16 protein-coding genes are annotated in these 25,764 nt (G+C 64.8%); 9 read left to right on the forward strand and 7 right to left on the reverse strand.

Features of this window, described 5'->3' with window-relative positions:
- Window positions 1-158: 158 nt before the first annotated feature.
- Window positions 159-1,565, reverse strand: coding sequence for an MFS transporter (locus tag AC07XB_RS26385; RefSeq protein WP_492828895.1), 1,407 nt, complete (start codon window positions 1,563-1,565; stop codon window positions 159-161).
- Window positions 1,566-1,845: 280 nt separating this feature from the next.
- On the opposite strand from AC07XB_RS26385, the gene AC07XB_RS26390 reads away from it, so the two are divergent.
- From AC07XB_RS26390 to AC07XB_RS26400, 3 genes are read left to right on the forward strand one after another with little or no spacing between them, the layout of a single operon-like run.
- Window positions 1,846-3,390, forward strand: a complete 1,545-nt coding sequence (locus AC07XB_RS26390; protein WP_492828892.1) for a pyridoxal phosphate-dependent decarboxylase family protein — start codon at window positions 1,846-1,848, stop codon at window positions 3,388-3,390.
- A complete protein-coding gene (locus tag AC07XB_RS26395; RefSeq protein ID WP_492373433.1) occupies window positions 3,387-4,664 on the forward strand; it encodes an ATP-grasp domain-containing protein in 1,278 nt (425 codons plus the stop codon). The genes AC07XB_RS26390 and AC07XB_RS26395 overlap by 4 nt, the downstream gene beginning before the upstream one ends.
- Window positions 4,642-6,234: a hypothetical protein gene (locus AC07XB_RS26400; protein WP_492828890.1), complete on the forward strand. Its 1,593-nt coding sequence runs from the start codon at window positions 4,642-4,644 to the stop codon at window positions 6,232-6,234. The genes AC07XB_RS26395 and AC07XB_RS26400 overlap by 23 nt, the downstream gene beginning before the upstream one ends.
- A gap of 23 nt (window positions 6,235-6,257) precedes the next feature.
- Here AC07XB_RS26400 and AC07XB_RS26405 read toward each other — a convergent pair whose 3' ends face one another.
- The 4 genes from AC07XB_RS26405 to AC07XB_RS26420 form a co-directional block, all read right to left on the reverse strand.
- Window positions 6,258-8,246 carry an alkyl/aryl-sulfatase gene (locus tag AC07XB_RS26405; RefSeq protein ID WP_492828888.1) on the reverse strand — a complete coding sequence of 663 codons (1,989 nt, stop codon included), beginning with the start codon at window positions 8,244-8,246 and terminating at the stop codon, window positions 6,258-6,260.
- Window positions 8,247-8,295: 49 nt separating this feature from the next.
- Window positions 8,296-9,432 (reverse strand): transporter, encoded by a 1,137-nt coding sequence (locus AC07XB_RS26410; RefSeq protein ID WP_493688055.1) that lies wholly within the window; start codon window positions 9,430-9,432, stop codon window positions 8,296-8,298.
- Window positions 9,433-9,753: 321 nt separating this feature from the next.
- On the reverse strand, window positions 9,754-10,041 hold the full coding sequence (locus AC07XB_RS26415) for a hypothetical protein (RefSeq protein WP_492813047.1): 288 nt from the start codon (window positions 10,039-10,041) through the stop codon (window positions 9,754-9,756).
- 7 nt (window positions 10,042-10,048) lie between these two features.
- Entirely contained in the window at window positions 10,049-10,888 is an 840-nt protein-coding gene (locus AC07XB_RS26420; RefSeq protein ID WP_492813045.1) for a tetratricopeptide repeat protein, read from the reverse strand.
- Window positions 10,889-11,360: 472 nt separating this feature from the next.
- On the opposite strand from AC07XB_RS26420, the gene AC07XB_RS26425 reads away from it, so the two are divergent.
- The 3 genes from AC07XB_RS26425 to AC07XB_RS26435 all read left to right on the forward strand — a co-directional run bounded on the left by AC07XB_RS26425 (window position 11,361) and on the right by AC07XB_RS26435 (window position 16,028).
- On the forward strand, window positions 11,361-12,974 hold the full coding sequence (locus tag AC07XB_RS26425; protein ID WP_492828884.1) for an EAL domain-containing protein: 1,614 nt from the start codon (window positions 11,361-11,363) through the stop codon (window positions 12,972-12,974).
- 381 nt (window positions 12,975-13,355) lie between these two features.
- A complete protein-coding gene (locus AC07XB_RS26430; protein ID WP_492828882.1) occupies window positions 13,356-14,993 on the forward strand; it encodes a methyl-accepting chemotaxis protein in 1,638 nt (545 codons plus the stop codon).
- Window positions 14,994-15,425: 432 nt separating this feature from the next.
- Window positions 15,426-16,028, forward strand: a complete 603-nt coding sequence (locus AC07XB_RS26435; RefSeq protein WP_492373425.1) for a response regulator transcription factor — start codon at window positions 15,426-15,428, stop codon at window positions 16,026-16,028.
- Window positions 16,029-16,082: 54 nt separating this feature from the next.
- Here AC07XB_RS26435 and AC07XB_RS26440 read toward each other — a convergent pair whose 3' ends face one another.
- The gene (locus tag AC07XB_RS26440; protein ID WP_492813040.1) at window positions 16,083-16,256 is read right to left on the reverse strand and encodes a hypothetical protein; all 174 of its coding nucleotides are present in this window, start codon (window positions 16,254-16,256) and stop codon (window positions 16,083-16,085) included.
- A 60-nt stretch (window positions 16,257-16,316) separates the two neighbouring features.
- Here AC07XB_RS26440 and AC07XB_RS26445 point away from each other — a divergent pair, with 60 nt between their 5' ends.
- On the forward strand, window positions 16,317-19,343 hold the full coding sequence (locus tag AC07XB_RS26445) for a hybrid sensor histidine kinase/response regulator (RefSeq protein WP_492828881.1): 3,027 nt from the start codon (window positions 16,317-16,319) through the stop codon (window positions 19,341-19,343).
- A gap of 187 nt (window positions 19,344-19,530) precedes the next feature.
- Here AC07XB_RS26445 and AC07XB_RS26450 read toward each other — a convergent pair whose 3' ends face one another.
- A complete protein-coding gene (locus tag AC07XB_RS26450; protein WP_492373423.1) occupies window positions 19,531-19,950 on the reverse strand; it encodes a hypothetical protein in 420 nt (139 codons plus the stop codon).
- A 662-nt stretch (window positions 19,951-20,612) separates the two neighbouring features.
- On the opposite strand from AC07XB_RS26450, the gene AC07XB_RS26455 reads away from it, so the two are divergent.
- Both AC07XB_RS26455 and AC07XB_RS26460 read left to right on the forward strand, forming a co-directional pair.
- Complete coding sequence (locus AC07XB_RS26455) at window positions 20,613-21,779, forward strand: HD domain-containing phosphohydrolase (protein WP_492813036.1); 1,167 nt, start codon at window positions 20,613-20,615, stop codon at window positions 21,777-21,779.
- Entirely contained in the window at window positions 21,776-25,618 is a 3,843-nt protein-coding gene (locus tag AC07XB_RS26460) for a response regulator (protein ID WP_492813034.1), read from the forward strand. The genes AC07XB_RS26455 and AC07XB_RS26460 overlap by 4 nt, the downstream gene beginning before the upstream one ends.
- Window positions 25,619-25,764: the final 146 nt, after the last annotated feature.

Genomic DNA, 25,764 nt, shown 5'->3' on the forward strand with positions numbered 1-25,764 from the left:
TTAGTCTTCTTTGCCGACGCAAAGAAGAGTGACCGGCAGCCCCCGCAGGGGGATGTCGTATGGCTCTTGGGTGCAAGCGCCATCGCCGATGAAATAAACAGCGAAACCCCCTGCTGGGCGATGTCGTATGGCCCCAAAATCCAACACCAACAAGAAAATCACAAATCCGCCTCAGCGGCCACGCCCACCCCCACCCGCACCGCAGGCCCACTCCCACTCCCACTCCGCAACCGACTAAAACTAACCACAGCCCCCACAAGCGCCACCCCCGCGGCAACAAAAAGCGCCACCCGAGCCGCCCCGCTGGCATCAACACTAAACAACAACGCCACAACAGCTGTCCCGGTGGTCTGCCCCAGCAACCGCGTTGTCGCCTGCGCCCCGCTAGCGCCGCCACTGCGCGCCGGCGGCGTGGCGCCAATCATCGCGCGGTTGTTCGGTGACTGGAATAACCCGAATCCCAATCCGCACATGGCCATGCGCCAGCACACGGCAAAGCTGGACGCTTCCGGCCCAAGTGTCGCCAGGCCGATCAGCCCGCTCCCGAGCAAGGCCAGCCCGATGCCGGCCAGGATGCTGGCGGGATAGCGATCGGACAGGCGTCCCGAGATGGGCGCCATGATGGCCACCATCAGCGGCCACGGCGTGATCAGCAGCCCCGTCTCGTGCAGCGTGCGGCCAAGCTGGTATTCGAGGTAGAAGGGCAGCGCCACGAAGGCCAGCATCTGCGCCATGAAGGAGCAGAACGACGTGCCCACCGCCAGCGTGAAGGCGCGGCTGGCGAACAGGTCCACCGGCACCAGCGGCGCATGCTTGCCGCGCTGCATGCGTACCAGCCACCATCCCAGCAACGCTGCCACCACCAGGCCGGCGGCGGCGGCGGGGCGCCATTGCGCGTGGCCCGCGCCGTCCACGCCCAGGATGAACAAGGCAAAGACCACGGCCGAGAGCAGCGCGCTGCGATAGTCGAAGCTGCGCGGCTGGGGCGGCGTCGCCGGCAGTGCGGTGCGGGCCAGCGCGAGCGCAAAGATTGCCACCGGCACGTTGATGGCGAACAGCCACGGCCAGCTCGCCACCGACAGGATCAGCGCGCCCACCGAGGGCCCCACGGCAATGGTGATGCCCACCACCAGCGCGTTCAGCCCGATGCCCCGGCCCAGCTTGGTGGGCGGATAGATAAAGCGCACCAGCGCCGTGTTCACGCTCATGATGCCGGCGCCGCCGATGCCCTGCAGCACCCGCGCGGCCACCAGCACCGGCAGGTTGGGCGACAGCGCGCACAACAGCGAGCCCGCCAGGAATATCGCCAGGCCGCCGCGGTACACGCGCTTGTAGCCAAGGATGTCGCCCAGCGAGGATAGCGGCAGCAGGCACACCGTGACGGTGAGCTGGTAGGCGTTGACCACCCAGATGGTGCTGGACGGGTCGGCCGCCAGCTCGCGCGAGATCGAGGGCAGCGCGATATTGGCGATCGAGCCATCGAGCACGGCCATGATCAGGCCGCAAAACACGGTGAGGATGGCCCAGGAGCGTTGGGGATAGGGTAAGCCTTGGTGTGGCTGCATGAGGGAGGGCGGCTGCTGAAGGAGTGGCGCGAGCAATACATTAGATGCTTGACGACACAATTATCGTCTCGCGGAGCGGCACTCGCAAATGATTGGAATGTGGTAAGGCAGCGCCGGCAGTGTTGTTTTTCGGTCGCAGAGAAATAGGGCGGAAAACCGGCCGTACTCCACCAAATGCCCTGCTGGCCCAGCGCTATGATCCCCGGCACGATGTCCCGGAAACCAGGTCGCGAACCGCACCTCCCATGGGGACGCAGCGTTTTCCGGACCGCCATTAGCCATGTCAACACCAACCACCCAGGGCTGCTGGCAGCCAGTCACCACTAGTCTCGATCCCGTCGACTGGAGCGCGCTGAGGGCGCAGGGGCACAGCATGCTCGACGATATGCTGGACCACCTCCAGGGCATCCGTGCCCGCCCGGTCTGGCAGCCGATTCCCGACGCGGTGCGCGCACGCTTCCGCGAGTCCCTGCCGCGGGAGGGCAGCGGGCTGGATCAGGTGCATGAGACCTTCATGGACAGCATCCTGCCATTTGCCGTGGGCAACGCGCATCCCGGCTTCATGGGCTGGGTGCACGGCGGGGGCACGCCGGTCGGGATGCTGGCGGAAATGCTGGCGGCCGGGCTCAATGCCAACCTGGGTGGGCGCGACCATATCCCGGTGGAGGTGGAGTGGCAGGTGCTGCGCTGGGTGATCGAGCTGTTCGGCTTTCCCGAGGATGCCAGCGGCCTGTTCCTGACCGGCTCGTCCATGGCCAACCTGTCCGGCGTGCTGGTCGCCCGGACCCGGGCGCTCGGGGCCGAGGTACGGTCAACCGGCATGGGGCAGACATCGCGGCCCCTGACGGCGTACACCTCCACCCGGGCGCATGGCTGCATCGCCCAGGGCATGGACCTGGCCGGCCTCGGCAAGGACAATCTGCGCTCGATTCCCGTTGACGAGATGGGGCGCATGGATATGGCGTGCCTTGCCGCCGCTATTGCCGTCGATCGCGCTGCCGGCTTGCAGCCATTTCTTGTGGTGGGCACCGCCGGCACCGTGGATACGGGCGCCATCGACGACCTGGCCGAGATCGCGCGCATTGCCCGCCGGGAGCAACTGCATTTTCATGTCGATGGTGCCTTTGGCGCCCTGGCCATGCTGTGCCCCCAACTGGCGCCGCGCCTGCGCGGCATCGAGCAGGCGGATTCGATCGCCTTCGATTTTCACAAGTGGCTGCAGGTCCCCTATGACGCCGGCTTCTTTGTGGTCCGCGACCGGCAATTGCACCTGCGCACCTTTGCCACGCACGAGGGCACGTACCTCAGCCGCGGCGAGCGCGGCATGGCGGCCGGCTCCCCCTGGCCTTGCGATTTCGGGCCGGACCTGTCGCGCGGCTTCCGTGCGCTGAAGACCTGGTTCACGATCAAGGTCTACGGCACCGAGCGGCTGGGCGGCATGATCGCCCACACCTGCACCCTGGCGCAGGAACTCGCGCGGCGCATCGAGTCCGAGCCGGAGCTTGAGTTGCTGGCGCCGGTATCGCTCAACATCGTTTGCTTCCGCTTTATCGGCGCGAATGCCAGCGCCAATGTTGATGCCGATGCGAACGGCGTCATCGAACAGCTCAACCGCGATCTTGTTGTCGCCCTGCAGGAATCCGGCCTCGCCGCGCCTTCGTCGACCGTGCTCGACGCTCGCTTTGCGATCCGGGTTGCGCTCTTCAATCATCGCAGCGCGCCGCAGGATATCGATGTCTTGCTGAACGCCACTCTCGCGCTTGGCCGGTCGCTGAGCGCCATATCACCCGTACCCGTTCCCGAAGCCAGCGGCCTACCACAATGAACGCAATTCTTGATTCCGCCAACATGACGCCGGCCCCTGACACCCTGATCGGCCTGCGCCACCTGCTGCGGGCGGCCCATCAGAACGAGGACCTGCGCCCGCTCGGCGCCGAGCTGATCAACCACCTGCAGGCACAGCCGGACGATGCCAATGCGTTGATGGATCTCTCGCTGGTCCTGCAGCTCATCGGCGATCACGCGTTGGCCATGACCATGCAGGCCGAGGCGCTGCAGGCGCGCCAGCTCTATCACTTGCCGACCCTGCGCAATGGCGAAGCCCGCCTGCGCGTGCTGGCCATCATGGTGTCGGGCGACCTGATGGCCAACACGCCGCTGGAGTGCCTGCTGGGCAACTCCGACGTGGCGCTCGATGCGCTCTACGTCACGCCGGAGAACCCGCTGCCGCAGGCCGTGCCGGAGCACGACGTGCTGTTCATCGCGGTTGGCGAATCCGACCGTACCCAGCCCGTGCTGGAGCACCTGCGCGCGCTCGCGGCAATCTGGCCGCGCCCGGTGCTGAACCAGCCGGATCGCCTGCAACAGCTCTCGCGGGACCGGGCGGCGTCGTTGCTGGCCTCGGCGCCGGGCGTGTGCATGCCGCCGACGCTGCGGGTGGATCGCCAGGTGCTGGCAGGCATCGCCAGCGGGCAGGCAGCGATCTCGTCGGTGCTGGGCGAGGGCGCTTTCCCGATCATCGTCAGGCCGCTTGGCTCGCATGCGGGCAAGGGCCTGGAGAAGATCGGCGACGCGGCCGAACTCGCCGGCTACCTGGCGCAGACGGACGAGCCGGCTTTCTATGTCTCTTACTTCATCGATTACCGGAACGATGACGGCCAGTTCCGCAAATACCGGCTGGTGCTGATCGAAGGGCGCGCCTATGTGTGCCACGTCGGCATCTCCGAGCACTGGATGATCCACTATCTCAATGCCGGCATGGCCGAGAGCGCGGCCAAGCGGGATGAAGAAGCCGCCATCATGCGCGACTTCGACCACACCTTCGCGCTGCGCCACAAGGATGCCCTCGCACGGATCCAGGAGCGGCTGGGCCTTGACTACGTGGGCCTGGATTGCGCCGAGACGCCGGATGGTGCGTTGCTGGTGTTCGAGGCCGATACGGCGATGGTGGTGCACGATATCGATCCGGTTGACCTCTTCCCGTACAAGCAGCCGCAGATGCACAAGATCTTCGCGGCGTTCCGCACCATGCTGATCAACGCCAGCCAGGCCCATGCCGACCGCATGGACGCGCACGATGCCGCTGCCATCGACGGCTGACCTGCTGGTCAGCGGCGGGGACCACCGCATCGCGCTGGATCCGGCGACCGGCCGTAACAAGTACGGTTGCCAGCCGCTCGCCTCGACGGGGCTGGTTCCCTTTGGCTCCTCCACGTCCTCGGGGATTTCTCCCGCCGCGTTCGCCGAGGTGGACGTGCTGCGCAACCGGCTTGCCGCGGCGCTGCCGCACCAGAGCGCGGCCGAGCTGTATCGCCGCGAGCTGGACCGGCTGCGCGGCGAGTTGCTGGCGCTGTGCGGCATTGGCGATGCGCTTGGCACCGGGCTTGTCTTCTCGGCTTCCGGCACCGATGTGCACCTGCTCGCGGCGCGCGTTGCCGCGCGGGTGGCGGCCGATGGGGCCGGCAGCGATGCGGGCGATGCGGGTGTTCTGGGCGTTCAGGGCCGGCCGCTGGTGATCCTGGCCGGCGAGGCCGAGAGCGGCAGCGGCGTGGCCGCCGCGCTCGCCGGGCGCCACTTCAGCACGTACAACGCACTGGGCCGTACCACCATCCCGGGCGAGTCGCTGAGCCAGGCCTGCGCCAGCGACATCCTCGATGTGCCGATCCGCCATGCGGACGGCAGCTTGCGGGATGCGAGCGTGGTCGATGCGCAAATCGATGCGCTCGTCAGCCAGGCCGTGCAAGACGGACGCCAGGTGTTGCTGGTGCAGATCGACATCTCCAAGACCGGATGCATCGCGCCGAGCATTGCGTGCGTGACGGCGCTGCATCGCCGCTGGCCCTCGGCGGTGCAGGTCCTGGTCGACGCCTGCCAGTTCCGCATTGAGCCGGGTACGCTGCAGGCCTACCTGCGCAACGGCTGCATGGTGGCGCTGACCGGCTCCAAGTTTGTGACCGGGCCTTCGTTTTCCGGCGCCTTGCTGCTGCCAGCGGCCATGGGCAAGACACTACGCGAGCGCGGCGTCCCGGCGGAGCTGCGCCTGTACTCCGCGCGCGAGGAATGGCCGCAAGGCTGGGCAAGCGCGCAGGCGCTCGGCAGTTATGCGAACTTCGGCCTGCTGCTGCGCTGGCAGGCTGCGATCCACGAGCTGCGCGAATTCCTCGCGGTGCCGGCCGGGCAAGCCGCTGGCATTCTGCGGCGATTTGCCAGTGCCATCCAGCAAAGGCTGGGCAGCGATCCCGCCTTTGCCGCGCTGGCGGTGCCGGCGCTGGACCGCACCGCGCTGAACGCGCCATCCCACTGGGACGAGATCCAGACCATTCACCCCTTCCTGCTGTACCGGTGCCAGCCGGGAGGCGGCAGGGCCGCGCTCAGCCGGGAGGAGACGGCCGCCATCTTTCGCCGGGTCCAGGCGCCGGGGAGCGCCGACGCAGGCGTGGCCTACCAGCTTGGCCAGCCCGTGGACAGCGGCCACAGGGCAGGTGTCCCGGTCAGCGCCTTGCGGCTGTGCATGAGCGCCAGGCTGGTAGTCCAGGCGGCGCGAGACCCGGATCAGGAGCGGCACCTCATCGGCCAGGCCCTGGCATGCCTGGATATGGTCTCCGCCCTTGTGCATACCCCCACGCGCGACGTTGGCGTTGCGCCAGTGCTGGATACCGCCTTTTCATAAATACACTCGCGTTTTCTCGCGGACTACGGCGTCACGATATTGAAGTCAGGCTTGAATGTGTCGAGCATGCCGGCGAGTTCGTCGAATTTCTCGCCAGCGCCTTCCACCTTTGCCCCTCCCGCCTGCGACAGTTTGCTCAGTGTGGTCGCCCCGCCCAGCACGCTGGCCAGGCCGAGCTTGTTGGTTGTGATCGTGACATCCGCCTTGGGGAGCTGTTTCCCGACGGTATAGATCAGGACCGAATTGCGCAGCTCGATCGCGTACTGCTCGTTGGTCTGCGGATTGATCCAGTTGACATTGAGCGTCTTCCCGGCTGCCTTCTTCCCATTCAGGCGGATGCCGGCGTAGTCCAGGATCATGTCGGCGGTCATCGCATTCACCGTATCCGCCGAGGCCACGCCGGCGCCCGGTAGCTTGACGGTGCCGCGCCGCAATTCCAGGGCGCCCATCAGGAACTCGTTACGCCATGTGGGACTCTCGGTCTGGTAGGCGAGCTGCTCCAGCGCATCGGCGCCCAGTTCGCGCGCCTCCTTGTTATCCGGATCGGCAAAGACAACGTGGTTCATCACTTCCGCCACCCAGCGATAGTCGCCTTCCTTGAACGATTGCCGGGCCTTGTCGATGACGCGCTTCGCGCCGCCCATGAACGCCACGTAACGCACGGCTGCCTCGGTGGGCGGCAGCTTGTACAGGTTTGCGGGGTTGGAGTCATACCAGCCGAGGTAACGCTGGTAGACCGCCTTGGCGTTGTGATTGACCGAGCCATAGTAGTCCCGGTTGTACCATTGCTTGCCAATGCTGTCGGGGAGTTTCAGCATCTCGGCAATTTCCACCGACGTGTAGCCCTGGTTGGCAAGATTCAGCGTCTGGTCGTGAAGGTACTTGAACATGTCACGCTGGTTCTCCAGGAATGGCACGATGGCGTCGCCCCAGGTCGGCCAATGGTGCTGGGCGATCACGGCCTTGGCGCGCACGCCATAGCGATTGGCCGCTTCGTTGACGGTCTTCCACCACTCCCTGGCATCGCGCACCTGGGCGCCGCGCAGCGTATAGAGGTTGTGGAGCGTGTGCGTGGCATCCTCGGCCATGTTGAGCACCTGGAACTGAGGCAGCCAGATCAGCATTTCCGCGGGCGCTTCGGTATTGGGCGCCATCAGGAACTCCATCTGCACGCCGTCAATCGTGCGGGTCTCGCCGGTCTTTGTCACCGAATCGGTGGGGGAGATCAAGGTGACCTCGCCAAGCGAGGTACTCTTGCCGAGTCCACCATCGACCTGGCCTTGCGGCCCGCGCGGCAATAGCGACCCGTACATATACGTGGCCCTGCGGCTCATGGCGGTACCGGCGTAGATATTCTCGCTGACCGCTTCTTCCAGGAAGCCCTCGGGCGCCAGGATCCTTACCTTGCCAGCCTTGACATCCGCCTCGTTCACGACGCCCTTGACGCCGCCATAGTGATCCACGTGGCTGTGGGTGTAGATCACTGCCACGACCGGCTTGCGCGGCCGGTGCTGGTAATAGAGATCAAGCGCGGCTTTCGCAGTTTCCCTGCTCATTAACGGATCGATCAGGATCAGTCCGGTATCGCCTTCGATCATCGTCATGTTTGACAGATCAAAGCCGCGTACCTGGTAGACGCGGTCGACAACGGCGAACAGCCCGTTGAACATATTGAGCTGGGCCATACGGTACAGGCTGGGATTGATGGTGTCGGGCGCCGTCTCAGCCTTGAGAAAATCGTACGCCGGCAGGTTCCAGGCAGCGTGCTTGCCGTTCCCCGCCTGAATGACAAGGTCCGGTGTGGTGCCGATAAACCCGCGTTGGGCCGATTCGAAGTCGGCCCGGTCGTTGAACGGAAGCGCCTTGAGCACCGCGGCGTTGGCTTGCCGGGTCCGGTCCGTGGCAGGTTTGCCAGGCGCCGGGGCGGATTGCGCGCAGAGGAGTGCCGGGGTGCTCGCCAGGGCGAACGCCATTGCCAGCAGGCGTTGCCGGGGACCAAGTCTGTTCTTCATGTTTATCGCTTCTTCTTGTTATGGGTATTCACTGCAAGGATGTCGACTACTACCACGCGTGGTTGTAGCTGATGGAAAAGACCTTCACATTAGCGGCCCCTGCTGGCGTGCTGACGGTCTTGAGGAAGGAAGCCGCCACGGCATCCGTAGGGGTGAAATTGAAACTTCCGCTGACGCCAAGCTTGAGCGTGTTCTGCGCATTGTCTTGCTTGATGCCGTTGATTCTGGTCTGCCCCCCGTTGCTGTAGACCATGTCCACCGCCGCCCACAGCGCGCGGTTGAAGCTGTAGCTGTAGTGCGCTTCCAGCGTTCCTAACGGCGCTTGCTGTAGCTTTCCGTGACCATCCGGCTGGAAGTACTCGCCGTTCTCGGTGTAGAACGAGACATTGCCATTGACGGACAGCATCGACTTGCCAAAAGGGTAGTTGAATGCAAGCTGTGGCTTGATCACCCAACGATTTCCACCGAAATTGACGGGCTTGTTCCGGTCATACTGCCCGGTGGGGACGGTAAGGAAGACGGCCGAGGTAAGAAGCGTCTGCGGTGTGGCCTTTGCAAATGCTTCCTGAGTCAGTGCCGGCGCGCCAAACAGGTTGGCCGCGAGCACAACGGTCAGGTCGCCCGCGCCGTTCTTGCTGAACTCGCGCGACGCCAGCGGGGCCATGGAACTATCGACGTTGGCGCTCGCCCAGCTGTAGGGCAGCAGGAACTGGATGCCACCGGTCTTGCCTGCCACCGGAAAGGAATATGCATAGCGGACCAACGCCATGTTCATGGTGGCGTTGACCCCCTGCACTGGAAGGGTCGTGTCCAGTTGCGTGTTGGACTGAACATGGTTGTAGTAGAGATAGACCAGATTCGTGTCGATCGGGAGATTCATCCAGTCCCGTGCGCCATCGGCAGCCGCAATACCAGGCAGCAGGCCGAACAACAATGCCGCGGCCGATGGGGCCAACCGTACGGTGTCGAGATAGCCATGCCATGCAGGCCCGCGCGAAGTGCGTGCGTCCGTTACGTTCTTGCCGCATGTCATTGCGCGTTTTCCCAGCGCGCGGCGTACGGAACGAACGGCCGGGGTAATGCTATTTCGCATGAATGCTCCCAATCTGATGCGAAGTGAAACGCAATAAGTGATCATCGGTGGATGACCGGCTGATGTGTGACGACGAGCTTGGGTAAATGACAACGAGCTTGAAGCCTGGAAAATGGGCGCCAAAGCGATGCCTTACGGCTGCCTGCACAAGGCTAGTCGGCCATTCCCTTTTCACCCGTGAGAAGATCCTCGGACCCAACGAAAGCGATGCCCGGCGCAAAGGCGATTGGGTAGACGTCTCCCACAAATTGTGCGTAGGTGGCGAAATAGTAGTAGACGGTCTCGCATCTCCGTACGCGGATATCCTGCGTTAGCGAGTGGATTGGTGCGCGCCAGGTCTTGGGGGACGCTTTGCAGTTGCTCCTATCTCGGGAGTCACTGACTGCCATGCTCTCCGCCTTCGCCACCGCTTCGTCAAGCTGAGACCGGATCATGGATTCGGGCGTCAAAGCGCAGCCGGAACTGAGTGCAATCAGGGATAGCGATAGCGGAAGCAGGTACATTTTCTTGGGTAAGAGTGACAGGCGCCAGAGGCCGGTCGGCTATGGCCCAGGGCAGCCGTTCATCAACGCGATTGAACGGATAATCAGCAGTGCGAGCGAGCCGGCGCCGCAGGCAGGCCTCGGGGGTGAACCGGTTGGACTTGCCAAGACGTTGATGCAGAAACCATTCGACGATGGTCGATGGCTTGCCACGGCTCATCCTCCGCTCATGGCATCGTCGTCGTGAGGTCTTGTCCTACCCTCCACTCGCGCGCCAGCCGCTCGGACTCGGCGCGCTGTTTGGCGGTCAGTTCCGCGGCCATTCCGGTGCGCAGCGTCATGTCTTCCGAACCCGGCTTGGCCTCGCGGGTCGACAGCAGCACCCAGGCGTAGGCCAGTACCAGGTTGCGCGCCACGCCCCAGCCATTCTCGTAGGCTGCCGCCAGGTTGTTCTGGCCGGTGGGATGGCCTTGCATGGCGGACTTGCGCAGCCAATGCACGCCTTCGCGCTTGTTGCTCAGGACCATGCCTTCGCCTTTGATCAACATGGCGCCCAGGTTCGCCTGCGCGTCCGCAAGGCCCTGCACGGCCGCCTTGCGCAGCCATATGACCGCCTCGCGATCATCCACCGGCCCGCCTTCTCCGAAGTGGTACTGGAGTGCCAGGTTGTATTGGGCCGGCCCGTAGCCTTGCTCGGCCGCCAGGCGGGTCCAGCGCCTCGCCTGCGCATAGTCCTTGGGCACGCCATCGCCCGTCGAATAGAGACTACCAAGCTCATTGCGCGAATCCGCGTCGCCCTGCGCGGCGGCCTTGCGCAGCCAGGCCACGCCTGCCTGCATGTCCTTCTTGACGCAGGCGCCGCGGACATAGGCAATGCCCAGATGGCCCTGGGCCGCGGCCACGCCAGCCTTGGCGCGCGCTTGCAAGGTGGCGGCGGCGGGCACGCACTTGCCACTGATCATCGCCGCGTACAGGTCCTGGGCCTCGCCAGCCCAGGCGCTGCCCGCGGCCATGGAAATGGCGGCGAGCCCGAGCGTCAAGGTACGGCGCGTTTCGTTGTGCTTCATTTCGCTTCTCGGTAAGGCAAGGCGCAAGCTTACTGGCGGCATGCCGTCAAGAGAATAGGACAAGTCCTAAAATGCAAGCGTCGGCCGCAACCGATCCCTTCGAGCGGAATCGATCGCTATGCCCGGGCCGGTCACTGCACCGACATCAATGCGAGAGAGGTTGCGGTGATTATGGAATTCGCCGCCTAAGCGATGCCTTATTGTAAGATCCATCTTCTAAATTTAGGATTTGTACTAAAAATGAGGGCCCCGGCCAGGATGCAGCAAGGTAAAGGGAACGCTCGCGAGACAAACACAAGATCATCGGGAAGTCGACCTGGATTGCAGCGGTTGTCGTGCTGAAGGTGGGGCCTGGACGCATGGCGGGCCCGGACGAGTACACATCAATCACACCGTAGCGCGAGCACGTCAGCAGGGATGGGGTACCTAAACTTGGCCTCCCGACTGCACGTCACGCGCAGGAGCATCGAACGTGCAGATCATCAAGCTTCGGCGTGAGCAATACTGGCACCCGGCAATCGTGCTGGCAGCCATGCTGATCCCCGCACTCGTCATGGTGCCGCTGGTATTCCTGCAGGGAAGGCAACGCGCCGACGGCGAAGCGTTGGTCACGGCGGTGTCGATCCAGAAGCAGATGGACAACATCCTCGGCGTGGTCACCGCCAATGTCGACAAATCCATGGCGCTGCTCGGCAAGCCATGCCAGGAGGTGATCGGCGAACTCACGCGGGCGAGCACCCTGAGTCCGTATTTCCGCTCGCTCATCCTGGTTCATGAAGAGAAGCTCTACTGCTCGCCGGTTCTGGGCAAGGTCAACGATATCCCGCTCACCCTGGCATTCGACGCGATGACCAGCTTGCCATTGGGGCCGCGGATCACCCCGAGCGCGGGCACCTCCCTGGTCCCGGACCGGCCCGCGGTCATCGTCTCGCGAGGCATCGGCAACGGCTCGGGCGTGCTGGCCGTGATCGACGGGCAGTACCTGCTGGACATTCAGGCAGCCGCCTCGTACAGCGGCCAGTTCCAGGTCCAGATCCTGCTCAGCGACTCGCTGCGCCAGTTGCCGACCGGTGCGCCGTTGGCGACGACAACCGGCCCGCGCTACCGGAACAGCATGAAGCTGGCCAAGTCCGCCGCCTTTCCCATCGAGGTGCGCGTCGCGGTCGCACCGGCGCTGATCACTGCCTACCGCCATGAGCTGTGGCGTCACTACGCGCCTTTCCTGGTACTGGCGGCGCTGCTCTCGGGATACCTGGCGCATCTGTTCTGCAGGCGGCGCTTGTCGCTGGTCAACGAGATCTACCGAGGCATGCGCCAGCGCGAGTTCCACATGGTCTACCAGCCGGTCATCCGGTTGGCCACGGGGGAGTGCAGCGGGCTCGAGGCTCTAGTCCGCTGGCACCGGCCCGGCCGGGGCAATATCCGGCCGGACATCTTCATCCCGCTGGCCGAAGACAATGGCCTCATCGGCGACCTGACTCGGCATATCTTTGATCTGGTGGCCGCCGACTTGCCAGGCCTGGGGCTGGGGCCGCGTGACCACATCGGTGTCAATGTCAGCGCTTCCCACCTGGCGACGCCCGGATTCGTCGCTGATGTGCAGCGGCTCCTGGGCAAGCTCGGCCCCGACGGGCCACTGCTGGTCCTGGAGGTGACCGAGCGCGAAGCGCTGCCGAACGACGAGCAGGTGCAACGCAACATCGCGCACCTGCGCGCGCAGGGTGTGCTCTTGGCGCTCGACGACTTCGGCACGGGGCAGAGTTCGCTGTCCTACCTTGAACAGCTCCATGCCGATTTCCTCAAGATCGATCGCTCGTTCGTCATGGGCATCGGCACGGACTCCGTCAATGCCGTGGTGCTCGACACCATCATCAGCCTGGGCCAGCGGCTGCATCTGGAGCTGACTGCCGAGGGGATCGAGAACGAGGTGCAGGCCGCCTACCTGCGACAGCACGGCGTGCATTGGGCGCAAGGCTATCTGTTCGCTGCGCCGTTGGGGGCGGGGGAGTTGGCGGCGTGGCGCCACAACCGTCCCCGTGTCACCGAGGCCGCCCAGGAGACCATGCCGGACCCATTGCCGGCTTGAGCCTGCGGATTCGGCCAGTGGGTGACACCACGCCGCTTGCTGGTTGAGACCTTAACGCTCCCCATTAACGCCCGCTTGCGCAACGCAAAGCGGCCCCGGCGCTACTTGGCCGAATTCCATAAAGCCTGCCCCTCTCCAGGAGGGGGGATATCTTCCGATTTCTTGCCGTTAGCCATTCTGCAGCGTGCTTCCGTATGCATTTGGAATTGTGCTGTTTAGGCCATAACAAGACGGCGCGACGCGAAGACGATCGCCCAGATCATCACAAATAGGAAAAGCGGGAACGGGATTGCAGCGCAACGGTTCGCATTGGCGATTCAAGCCATGACTCATGGACCATTCCGCAGCACCAACGTCCCAACGGGACAAGGGGATTAAATCGTGAATTTCAACAGCCTGACCATCAAGGGCAAGCTCGTGCTGAGCTTTAGCCTGCTAGCCGCCATCGCGCTATCCATTTCCGCTTTGTCGCTACGCGCGCTGAGCCAGACCACGGACGGCTTTTCCCGCTACCTGCATGGCATCAACGCGCGCGCCGAAGTCGCCGCGCAGGTGCGGACCGCTGTCGACCGGCGTGCCATCGCGGCGCGCAACCTGGCTCTCGTCACCAGGCCCGAGGACCTGACCCTGGAGAAGGCAGCCGCGTTACGCGCACATGACGATGTGCAGGCGCAGCTGGCAAAGCTCAAGGACATGGTGTCGGGCGACAGCGACGCCAGTGACACCGCGCGCAACCTGGTGCGCGAGATCGATCGCGTGGAGTCGCGCTATGGTCCCGTGGCCATCGCCATCGTCGACCTCGCGCTCGCCGCCAAGCGCGACGAGGCCATCCTCAAGATGAACGACGAATGCCGCCCCTTGCTGGGGGCGCTGGTCAAGGCGACCGATGCCTATACCGAGTTCACCAAAGGCCGCCAGGTCGATACGGTGCGCAGGCTGGAGGAGGACTATGCCGCGCAGCGCAACCTGCTGATCGTCATGTCCATTTGCGCCATGGTGCTCGCCGCGGTGAGCGGCCTGCTGATCACGCGCTCCATCACCCGGCCCATGCAAACGGCCGTGGACGTGGCGCAAACGGTAGCGCGCGGTGATCTGGGCAGCCAGATTGCCGTAGTAGCGCGGGACGAGACCGGCCGCCTTCTGTCGGCCCTGCGCGACATGAACGCGCGCCTGACGGAGATCGTTTCCCGCGTGCGCGAGAGCAGCGCAAGCATCGCCGGGGCATCGGCGCAGATCGCCGCGGGCAATGCGGACCTGAGCCAGCGCACCGAAGAGCAAGCGGCATCGCTTGAGGAAACCGCCGCCAGCATGGAAGAGCTGACCACTACGGTACGCCTGAGCAGCGAGAACGCCCGGCAAGCCAACGAACTGGCCCGCGAGGCCGCCGATATCGCGCAGAGCGGCAGCACGGCGGTTGGCCGCGTGGTCGATACGATGCAGGGCATCAGCGCCAGCTCCACCAAGATTGCCGACATCACCGGCATGATCGAAGGCATCGCCTTCCAGACCAATATCCTCGCGCTCAACGCCGCGGTGGAAGCTGCCCGCGCCGGCGAGCAAGGCCGCGGCTTTGCCGTGGTGGCCAGCGAGGTGCGCAGCCTCGCGCAACGCTCGTCAAGCGCCGCCAAGGAGATCAAGGAACTGATCGCGGGCTCGCTCCAGCAGATCCAGGACGGCTCCACGCTGGCGGGCGAAGCCGGGCAGACCATGAGCTCGGTGACCAAGGCGGTCGCGCGCGTGAGCAGCATCGTGGAAGACATTGCCAGCGCATCGATGGAACAAAGCCGCGGCATCGAGCAGGTGAACCTGGCGATCTCGCAGATGGACCAGGTGACCCAGCAAAACGCTGCCATGGTGGAACAGGCCGCCAGCGCATCCCGGGCGCTGCAGGAACAGGGCCAGGAGCTCAACGAGGTGGTGGCGTTCTTCCGCCTGCCGGGCGCCGGCGGCGCCGGGCGGCCGCATGCGCCGGCGAGCGAACGGGACGCACGCCTCCAGCGCGCCGCCGCAGTGGCCTGATCGCGCACTTGCGTTCCCGGCATGGCTGGCGTGGGCCAGCGCCCCGGAGTCATCCCGGGTGCCGCTGGCACATTGAGAAAAATGATTTTTATCCTGGAGTACGGTAATTAAATTATATGGTAATTACGGATTCTCATATGCTGGAGGACAAAGCAGCACATTCCACGTCGCGGCACGACGGGGTACGTTGCGCTATTAAGTTGCTTCTTAATAAATATAAGTCCAGAAATCGAAATATTTTCGGTTTCGTTCTTTGCCAACTACTACGGGAATTGCCCAATTTCAACTTAGCCATCATGATGGTTTACTGTGCCGGTGGATGTAGAGCGTGTCAGGTGTCCGAATGGCCCTATCGACTGCATTGCGCAGTAGGTGAGCGTACGGGCAGGCCGAAATTCGGTCGCAGGGAGCCAGGAACTGGAGGCGTAGGTTGTGGCAACTGAACGATCCGTCATCTATCTAGTCGACGACGATGAAATTGTGCTTTGGGCGTACCACGAGTTGCTCCGTGGTCTTGGCGCTGACATAAGGACGTTTGTTTCCTCTCGCGAGTTTGTTGAATCGTACCGGCCGGCGCCAGTTGAATGCCTGGTCTGCGATCTGCGCATGCCGGGGATGTGCGGCCTGCAGGTGCAGGGAGCGCTGGCGGGCATGGGCATTCTTCCTCCTACCATCTTTGTTTCCGCTTACTCCGAGGTCCCTTCGGTGGTCAAGGCGATCAAGGCGGGCGCGCTCGATTTTCTGGAGAAGCCCGTCGATGGCGCCATGCTGGTGCAAAAAGTGCGGGGCGCGCTGGAACGCAGCCGCCAGATGCACGAGCAGAAGCTGGCTTGCGCCGACAAAAGCACGCGGCTTGCACGCCTGACCCCGAAGGAGCGAGTCGTTGCCTGGCACGTCACGACTGGCAAGACCAGCAAGGCGATTGCCAGGGAACTGGGGATCAGCGTTCGCACCGTGGAAAATCACCGGGCGCACTTGATGGAGAAACTGCAAGTCAAATCAGCGATTGAATTGACAACGCTGCTTCTCGATTGAGCCATCCCGTTTGGTCGCCATAAACGGTGACGAAAGCCAGAAATTTCGGTCGCGTTAGCTATTGGCACTGGTCCGGAATGCCGCCGCCGTTTTATAAGCCGAGAACCGTCGCAGGAAATCATGCTCAAGCGTTACTTCAGGAGTCTGCGAGGGGCAGCCGGTAGAGAAACCCGCCTGAATTTCATCATGACGGCGGTCGCCGTTGCCTTGTTGCTGGTCTTGAGCCATGAGGTGCTCCGGGGCCTTGAAAAGCAATTTCATCGGAGTGCCGAAAGCCGCCTGAAATCCGTGCTGCAGGCCATATCGGACCTGAACCGGACGATGGGAGAGGATTCGGCGGGGCGAGTCGGGACCATTGCCGAGAACCCTGCCCTGATAAAACTGGCGAAACGTATACTGGCCGATCCCGGCAGCGCCGATCTGCGGACTGAACTCGATCAGTGGATCCTGCCGATCTACAGGAGCCGGGGCTTCGATGGCTATGCCCTGATCCGGCCGGACCACACCATAGTCGCGGCGAGCAGCCCGCGCTATGTCAACGCCTCGGACCTGACCGAGCCGACCTTACGCACGTTGCGGGGGGCGCAGGAGCTCGGATTTGCCATTTCGCGCCCCACCGTCTCGACGCAGCCGCTCATGGTCCAGGGCATTGAGCAGCCGGCCGGGATGTTCTATCAGCTGGCGTGCGCACGCATCAACGCGGATGGATTGATCGTGGGCTTCTTGTGCCTGCGCATCGATCCCTATGTGAAGCTGTTCAAGATTCTCAAGGCGGGCCGGATAGGCGAAACGGGCGAGGCTTACGTGATTGACTCCTCCGCGCGCATTCTCTCCCCGACCCGCGCCTCGGAGCGCGATGCGGCGCCAGATCGTGCGCGGCGGGACGTTTCCGAGGCGCTGTGGGCGAGAGTGCCCGGCAAGCGGCTTGCGGCCGATTCGCTGGTGCGTGGCCGCATTGGCGATGCCCCGACGGAACTTGCGTTGCAACTGCTGATGGATAGAGGCGAGGAGGCGGTCGCCGCCGAGGGCTATGACGGCAATGATGGGCGCAAGGTCATCGGGGCTGGCCGATGGTTGGGTGACCAGGACATGGGGCTGGTCGTCGAGCTACCCGTTGACGAAGCCTATCAGTCGTACTTCCTGGTCCGCACGGCGATCGTGAGCCTTAGCGCGATCGCGATCGGGCTGATCCTTGCGTTGGCGGTGTTCCAGTGGCGCGCGCGCCGCGGCGTGTCCGAGAACGAGGAACGCATGCGCGCATTCCGCGAGAACGTGCCGACCGGGCTGGCTTACAAGAACCCCAAGGGTGTGGGCATCATGGCCAATCACGCCTACGAGCAAGCCATCGGGGTGCCCCAGGGCGCTGCCGTGGGATGCTGCGACTGGGACATCATCCCGAATCGCCATATCGCCCAGATCAGCCGCGATATGCACGAGCTGGTACTGGCCAGCGGGACATCCCAAAGCCAGGTGCATGCGATCAGTCCTCGTTACGGCTATGAACGCATTTTCCGCGTGGTCAAGTTCCCGGTGCCCGGGCCGGACGATGCCGGCATCATCGGCGTCGGTACGGTGGTCGCCGATATCACCGAGCAGGAACGCACCCGGCAGGCCCTGGAGGCGCTGACCAACACGCTGGAAGCACGCGTCGAAGAGCGCACCCTGCAGCTGACGGCAGCGCGCGAGGCGGCTGAGTCGGCAGCGCGCGCCAAGGCGAAGTTCCTGGCCAACATGAGCCACGAGATCAGGACGCCGCTGAATGCCATCATCGGCATGTCGCATCTGGCGCTCAAGCGCGAGCGCGCGGACAAGCTGGACCGCTATCTGGAGCGCATCGGCGCATCCGCGGCGCACTTGCTGGGGATCGTCAACGATATCCTGGATTTCTCGAAGATCGAGGCGGACAAACTCACCATCGACGCGCGCGAGTTCGACTTGTCTGAACTGCTGGATCGTGTCACTGGCCTGTTCTGGGAAACGGCGGAAGCAAAAGGCATCATGATGTCTATTTTCACGTCCCCCGCGATTCCGCCTCGGCTTGTCGGCGATCCGCTGCGGGTCGGGCAGATCCTGATCAATTTCCTGAGCAATGCGCTGAAGTTCACGGATCGTGGCGAGGTCTGCCTGCGAGTCAGGGAGACACTCGTGCGCGACAGCCATATCGGCTTGTCCTTCGAGGTCGAGGACACGGGCGTAGGCATTGCTGCGGAAGCGTTGCCGGAGCTTTTCACGCCGTTCCAGCAATTGGACGGCGCGCTGAACCGCCGCTTTGAAGGCACGGGCCTAGGGCTTGTGATCAGCAAGAAGCTGGCGGAACTCATGGGTGGGCGCGTCCTCGCGCGGAGCCAGGCCGGTGTGGGAAGCATCTTCTCGTTCGAGGTGTCGCTGGAGATTGGGCGGGCAGACCGGGCGGCCGGTCCGGGCTCCGGCCTTTCGCATGCGGCGATGGTGCCATCGGATTGCCGCTCGATCGCCGGGCCGGCGTGGCAGGCATTGCACGGGCGCAAGGTCTTGCTGGTCGAGGACAACCCGATCAATCAGGAGGTCGCGCACGATCTTCTCGTACTGGTGGGCATGGACGTGCACGTTGCCGGCGACGGTCAGCAGGCGCTGGCGGCGCTCAAGGAACACGCATTCGATATCGTGCTGATGGACATCCATATGCCGGGCATGGATGGCATAGAGACCACTGGCGCGATTCGCCACGACCTGGGCCTTTATGCCCTGCCGGTGCTGGCACTGACGGCAGACGCGATGTCGGCGGACCGCATCCGCTGCATCGAGGGCGGGATGAACGATCATATTTCAAAGCCGATCGACGCAGAGGCGATGTTCCGCACCATTGCGGCATGGCTGCCGCCCGTTGCCGCGCCGTGGGGCGCGACTCGTGGCTTGGCAGGCGCAGGGACTACGGTGGCGGTGACGGCGCAGGCGACGCCACCGGCGTCAGCGGTGACGCAGGCCCTGAAGGCCATACCGGGCCTGGACGCCGCCTCGGGGATCAAGCTCTTGTTCGGTCGCGAGGATCTTTACATCAATCTGGCCAGGCGCGTATGCGCAGAACGCGCGGACATGGCAACGCGGATCCATGAGGCCATCGGGGCCGGCGATGTTCGCCAGGCTGGCCTGCATGCCCATGGCATGAAGGCCATCCTGGGCATGCTTGGGGCGGCGCAGCTCGCGCAGGCCTGCGCGGCGCTGGAGCGCGGCTTGCAGGATGGCCGTGCGGATGCCGCGGCGCTCTCCACGCTGGGCCGGGACTTCCCGGCGCTGATCGCCAACATGCGCTCGGCGTGCGCCGTGGGCGCGGTATAAAAAGGGTCCAGAGCCAGCCCTGCGCGTGAATCTGGCGCTTCATCTGCAAGGGGGGGACACAGGGGAGTGCTGTTTCCCTGCAGAATCGGCCATGCTGGCAATCCTCACACGCAAAGCGGGCTCTGGACCGGAAAAAAGGGGGGCGGCCATCGCGCCATCGCGTCGGTCGCCAGGACCCATCAACGTTTCAGCGGCTCTCCACACCGACCGGGGCGGCACACAGGTCGAGTCCGGCGGATAGCAACCTGAGTGTGAACAGTTCAACGTGGGTGAGTGCGCCGTCGATCGTCACCCATGGGTAGCGGACACCGGAGATCGTATTCTCGAAGGCGATCAATGTCGCATCGCTGTCGACGGCGCACACGAAGCGCCGGATGCCGATCCTCGGATGCCGGACTTCATAGCGTGCGCGATGCTGGAGCCGGAACTCGCACTTGCCTTCCCGGGTTGCTATCGATATGGCATGCTCCTTCAGTCCGGGCGCCAGGCCATTGAGAACGTGGCTTAACCAGTCGTCATACGCCAGCGACGTTTCCCCGCCGCCCACCGCCGTTATCCACTGGTCGATGCGCAAGGTATGGCGAACCGTTTGCTGATGAGATTCCATGCCTCATGATGGCTCGGCGATGGCCGCCGCGAAAGAGTGGAATTACTCAGGTTGCACACCCCGTATCCGCATCCGTTGCCAGGGGAAAATTGGGGGAGGGGGAGAGTATTCTTACTCTTTCCGATCTTGCGAGAGCCAATGACAATGCCGCCGTTGCTTCGATTCAGCGAAAGACGGGCCTTGATGCCTGCATGGACTCGCTGTTGGTCGGGCAACGGCCGGTGCGGTGCGTGGTGTGTGGCGGTGCCGGCAATGCGGACGCGTCTTTTTTTTGACGTAGTCGGCGTGCATTGAAGCGATCGCGGGGTGTCAGTGTCAATGCCATGTGACCGATGTCCGTTGCTCTTGCGAAAGCCCACTTCGGTGGGCTTTTTTTTTGCCATGCCCGCCCGGAGCGGGGTTAACGGCAGCGGATGCCAAACCTTTATGCCCTCCGCAAGAGGGGGCTGAATTGCGACGCAAGATGGCCGTTATGGCAAGGCAGGGGCCGGGATGCGCCTGGGGTTGTTGCGTCCCGTGCAATCTGTGGCCTGGCCCGGGCGAAAAGCGAACCGGTGCGAGTAATCCGCTATGTCAACGCAATATGACGGTATGTCTTTCGAAGCGCGCCGGAAACGCCGTCATCTTGCCTGCCCGGCAAGTATCCCGACCTGAATCTCCCCATGCGCTCTGATAATTCCGACGCCCTGCCCACGATTCTTGTGGTGGATGATCTTCCAGAAAACATCGCGATGATGGCCGCGTTGCTTCAGGATCGCTATCGGGTGAAGGTGGCGACCTCGGGCAGTGCGGCGGTGCGCATCGCCACGGCGGCGGCGCCAAGCCTGATCTTGCTTGACGTGATGATGCCTGACATGGACGGCTACGAAGCGTGCCGCCAGCTCAAGGCGAACCCGGCCACCATGGACGTGCCGGTGATCTTCCTGACATCCCGTACCGGCGAGCACGACGAGACGCGCGGGTTCCAGGTGGGCGCGGTGGACTACATCATGAAGCCGCTCAGCCCGTTGGTGATGCACGCGCGCATCGCCACCCATCTCACCCTCAAGAACGCCAGGGATTTTCTCCGGGACAAGTCGGCCTACCTGGAGCAGGAGGTGCAGCGCCGGCTGCGGGAGATCTCCGTGATCCAGGACGTCACCATCATGGCCATGGCATCCCTGGCGGAGACGCGCGACAATGAAACCGGCAACCACCTGCGGCGCACCCAGCACTACGTGCGCCGCCTGGCGCAGGCGCTGCGCCACCATGCTCGCTTTTGCGACGAGCTCAACGACGAGACCATCGAGCTGCTGTTCAAGTCGGCCCCGCTGCACGACATCGGCAAGGTCGGCATCCCCGATCGCATCCTGCTCAAGCCCGGCAAGCTGACCGCCGAAGAGTTCGAGGTCATGAAGACCCACACCACGCTGGGGCGTGATGCCATTGCGCACGCCGAGGCCCAGTGCGGCACCCCTAACTCCTTCCTGCGCTACGCCCGCGAGATTGCGCACTATCACCAGGAGAAATGGAACGGCAGCGGCTACCCCGACGGGTTGTCGGGCGATGCGATTCCTGTCTCCGCGCGCCTGATGGCGATCGCCGATGTCTACGATGCGCTTATCAGCCGGCGCGTCTACAAGCCCGCATTTCCGCACGAGCAGGCGGTAAGGATGATCAGCGAAGGACGCGGCAGCCATTTCGATCCGGACATGGTGGACGCGTTCCTGGCCATCGCGCCGGAGTTCCTGGCCATTTCGCAACGCTACGCGGACACCGACGCGGACCATGCACGCGAGGCGGCATTAGTGGCCGCCAACGGCTATCCCGTCACCACGCCGCAGGCATGATGGGCGCATCCGCCTCTGGATGGCTGGCTGCCTGGCGCAGGCGGGTGGCCACGCGCGCCGGTCTGCGGCGCTACGTCTATCCCGTGCTGCTGGTGGTGACAGTCTGCCTGCTGGCCGGCGGCGCCGCCCAGCTGGTGTACGAGAACGACCGGGCCAACCTGGGCGCGCGGGTGGAGTCGATGCTGGCGACGAACGCGCGGCTGCTGGGACTCTGGAGTGGCGAGCAACAGCGGCGCGCCGAGCGGATTGCGCGCCTGCCGGAGGCGCTCAGGCTTGCGCGCCCGCTGCTCTTGGCGCCAGGCCAGCCGTTGCCGGATGGCGAGGCGGTGGCCAGGTTCGAACGCTGGGTGACCCCGGTCTTCCAGAGCAGCGGCTACCTCGGTTATGTCCTGGCTACGCCGGACCTCAAGATCGTGGCGTCGGAGCTGCCCGGCCGCACCGGCCGCCTGCTCTTGCCGGAACCTGCCCGGACGGCCCGGCGGGCGCTGGAAGAGGGCAGCGCGGCCTCGCCGCCTTATCCTGCCCCGGAGCGAACCCGGGACCCATGGGGCACGCTGGTGGACCTGCCGTTCCAGGTGGTGTGCGCCCGGCTGCTGGACGCGGGACGCGCCATTGGCGTGCTATGCCTGCGGCTGGATCCCGGTGCCGTGATGCTGCCTATCATCGCGGCCGGCCAGTTCGGCCGCACCGGTGAGCTCTACGCCATCGACGCCCGGGGCCGGCTGGTGTCTCCCAGCCGCTTCGGCCCGGAGCTGGAGGCCAAGGGCCGGCTGGCGCCGGGCACCGCGTCCATGCTCAACGTATGGGCCCGGGTCCCCGGCCAAAGCGGCAAGGACGGGGGCAGCGCCCAGCCGGGCGGCCCGCTGACCCTGGTTGCCGAGCGCTTGCTGCGCGACCATGCCTCTGTGCTTGCCTACGACTATGCCGACTACCGTGGCCAGCGGGCCGCGGGCGCAGGGATCTGGGTCCCCGGCCTGGAGATGGGCTTGATCGTGGAGCAGAACATGGGCGAAGCGTTCGCCCCGTACCTGTTTACCCGCGACGTGCTGGCGGCACTGACGGCCATCATCCTGCTGCTGATCGGCACCGCCACGTGGATCGCGCGGCGGGACGGCAGGCGCCTGGCGGAGAGCCAGGAAAGGATGCGCGCGATGCTCGAGCACTCGCCCGCCATCATGTCGCTCAAGGACCGCGATCACGCCATGCTGGCCCTTAACCCGGCCATGCAGGCGCTGCTCGGCGCGAGCGAGGGCGAAGTCCTGGGCAGGTCCGACTGGGATTCCGGCTCCAACCCTGAAGTCGCGCGGGTACGCCGGGACATGGAGGCGCGCGTGATGTCCTCGGGCAAGGCCGAGGAGCATGTCTATGCGCTTCAGACGCCCCATGGCGAGCGCCATCTCCAGGTGACGCGCTTCCCGGTGCGCAACCCGGCTACCCATGAGGTGGTGGGGGTCGGCGCGGTGGGCATCGATATCACGGAGCAGGTCGAGGCCAACCACCGGCTGACCTCGCTGTCCCAGACGCTGGAGCGCCGCGTCGAGGTACGTACGCGCGAGCTTGCCGAGACCAATGCCGAACTGGTCGTGGCCAAGCAGGCCGCGGAGAGCGCGGCGCATGCCAAGGCCAGCTTCCTGGCCAACATGAGCCATGAGATCCGTACCCCGATGAATGCGGTGATCGGCATGGCACATCTGGCGCTGCGCACGCGGCTCGACGACAAGCAGCGCGGCTACCTGGAAAAGATCCAGCATTCCGGCCAGCATCTGCTCGAGATCATCGATGACATCCTCGACCTGTCGAAGATCGAGGCCGGCAAGCTGGAGATCGAGCGGGTCGATTTTTCGCTGGAGCGGATGCTGCGCACGGTGTGCGACCTGGTGGCCGAGCGGGCCGATGCCAAGCACCTCGAGCTGATCGTCGAAGTCGCCCCGGACGTGCCGGACTCGCTGCGCGGCGATCCGCTGCGCCTGCGCCAGATCCTGATCAACTTCGCCAACAACGCGGTGAAGTTCACGCACCAGGGTGAAATCGTCATACGCGTCGAGCACCACGGCGACGGGCAATGCCAGCCCCGCATCCGCTTGCGCTTCGAGGTGCGCGACACCGGCATCGGCATTGACGCGGCTACCTGCTCGCGCCTGTTCCAGAGTTTCGAGCAGGCCGACGCCTCGACTACCCGGCGCTACGGCGGCAGCGGCCTGGGCCTGGCCATCTGCCGCCGTTTGGTGGAGTTGATGGGCGGCACCCTCGGGGTCGAAAGCACGCCGGGCAAGGGCAGCAACTTCTGGTTCGAGCTGGACCTGCTGGCGGGCAAGAAGCGGCCTGCCAGCGCCTTGGTCGCGCCACAGCTGGCGGGCTGCCGCCTGCTGGTGGCGGACGATCACGACTACGCCCGCCAGGTCATCATTGCCATGCTGCGCAACTTTGGCTTCCGCGTGGACGAGGCCGCCTCAGGCCGTGCCGCTCTGGCAAGGATTGCCCAGGCCGACGAAGCCGCCGATCCCTACCAGGCCGTGTTCATCGACTGGAAGATGCCTGGTCTTGACGGCATCGAGACCGCTCGCCACATCGACGCCATGCGCCTGTGCCACCCGCGCCCGCGCCGCGTCATGATTACCGCCCATGGCCGCGAGGAAGTCTTGCGCGAGGGCGAGCGATCGGGCTTTGACGCGACGTTGATCAAGCCGGTGAGCGCATCGCTGCTGCTGGAGGCGACGGTGCGCACGCTGTCCCCGGACAATGACGCGCCACCGGAGGCGGCGGAGCCGCATTCGGCGGCGCTCGATGCCATGCCGGAGTTGCCGAGCGCGCGCGTGCTGCTGGTAGAAGACAACGACATCAACCGCGAGGTCGCGGTCCACTTGCTGCAGGCCGCGGGCATCTACCCCGATACGGCCGAGAACGGCGCCGTGGCGCTGCACCTGCTCCAGGCCGGCGCTTACGACCTGGTCCTGATGGACGTGCAGATGCCCGTGATGGACGGGTTTGAAGCCACCCGGCACATCCGCGAGCAAGAGAAGTTCGCAAGCCTGCCGGTGGTGGCGATGACGGCCAACGCGTTGCCGGAAGACCGGGCGCGCTGCCTGGCAGCCGGCATGAACGACCATATCGCCAAGCCGATCAGCCCGCCGGCCTTCTATGCCATGCTGCGCCAGTGGCTGGCGGTCCCGGGCGGCGACGACGCGGCCCCGTCAGCCGGGTCCCGGCCGGCCTGGGTGGACGCGCTGGCAACCTCTGCGTATCTTGACGTCGGCGGCGGCCTGGGCCGCGTCAGCGGCCGCGCGGAAGTCTACCGGCAGCTGCTTGAGCGCTTTGCCAGCGGTTACGCAGACATGCCGGACCGGATCGGCGAGCGGCTGTCCCGCGGCGACCGCGACGGCGCGTTGTCGCTCGCGCACTCGCTCAAGGGCTTGGCCGCCAATCTCGGTGCCATGTCGATCTCGTGCGCGGCGGCTACGCTGGAGGCGAGCCTGCAACTTCCTCATGCGCCCGGGCGCCCCGACCCCGTCACGCTGCTGGCGGCCTTGCGCACCACCTTCCCGCCATTGCTGGCGACCTTGCGCACGCACCTGCCAACCGGGCCCGCAGCGTTGGATGGCGGCGCGCCGGATACGTCCGGCCCCCTTGCGGATCCCGATGTCACGCAGGAGGCGGTGCTCAAGCTCCTGCGCGAACAGCTGGAAGAGGGCGACAGCGCGGCCAATCACACCTTCGCCCGCTACCGGGACGTCTTTACCCGCCTGCTGTCCGCCGATGGCTGCCAGCGCCTGCACGCGCAAGTCGAGCGCTACGACTACCTGGCGGCGCTGGCCACGCTGGATGGCGGCGTCGCGCCCTAGGGGCGGCCTCGGCATCCCCGGATAGCGGGAATCGCTTCGGGTACTTGTGGCGGTGTACGCCGTGAGGCGTTTCGATCGCAAGAAACGGAGTTCTTGCGATCGAATCGAGGATTATAGTGTCCTCACACCAAGCCGTTCTTGGACGC

It is taken from the genome of Cupriavidus sp. GW821-FHT02F09 (assembly GCF_059421605.1).

What these genes read in the sequence shown, in the direction of transcription:
- AC07XB_RS26385 (WP_492828895.1), bottom strand. Translation starts at nt 1,565, where the DNA reads ATGCAGCCACACCAAGGCTTACCCTATCCCCAACGCTCCTGGGCCATC.
- AC07XB_RS26390 (WP_492828892.1), top strand. Translation starts at nt 1,846, where the DNA reads ATGTCAACACCAACCACCCAGGGCTGCTGGCAGCCAGTCACCACTAGT.
- AC07XB_RS26395 (WP_492373433.1), top strand. Translation starts at nt 3,387, where the DNA reads ATGAACGCAATTCTTGATTCCGCCAACATGACGCCGGCCCCTGACACC.
- AC07XB_RS26400 (WP_492828890.1), top strand. Translation starts at nt 4,642, where the DNA reads ATGCCGCTGCCATCGACGGCTGACCTGCTGGTCAGCGGCGGGGACCAC.
- AC07XB_RS26405 (WP_492828888.1), bottom strand. Translation starts at nt 8,246, where the DNA reads ATGAAGAACAGACTTGGTCCCCGGCAACGCCTGCTGGCAATGGCGTTC.
- AC07XB_RS26415 (WP_492813047.1), bottom strand. Translation starts at nt 10,041, where the DNA reads ATGAGCCGTGGCAAGCCATCGACCATCGTCGAATGGTTTCTGCATCAA.
- AC07XB_RS26420 (WP_492813045.1), bottom strand. Translation starts at nt 10,888, where the DNA reads ATGAAGCACAACGAAACGCGCCGTACCTTGACGCTCGGGCTCGCCGCC.
- AC07XB_RS26440 (WP_492813040.1), bottom strand. Translation starts at nt 16,256, where the DNA reads ATGGCTCAAGACCAGCAACAAGGCAACGGCGACCGCCGTCATGATGAA.
- AC07XB_RS26450 (WP_492373423.1), bottom strand. Translation starts at nt 19,950, where the DNA reads ATGGAATCTCATCAGCAAACGGTTCGCCATACCTTGCGCATCGACCAG.
- AC07XB_RS26455 (WP_492813036.1), top strand. Translation starts at nt 20,613, where the DNA reads ATGCGCTCTGATAATTCCGACGCCCTGCCCACGATTCTTGTGGTGGAT.
- AC07XB_RS26460 (WP_492813034.1), top strand. Translation starts at nt 21,776, where the DNA reads ATGATGGGCGCATCCGCCTCTGGATGGCTGGCTGCCTGGCGCAGGCGG.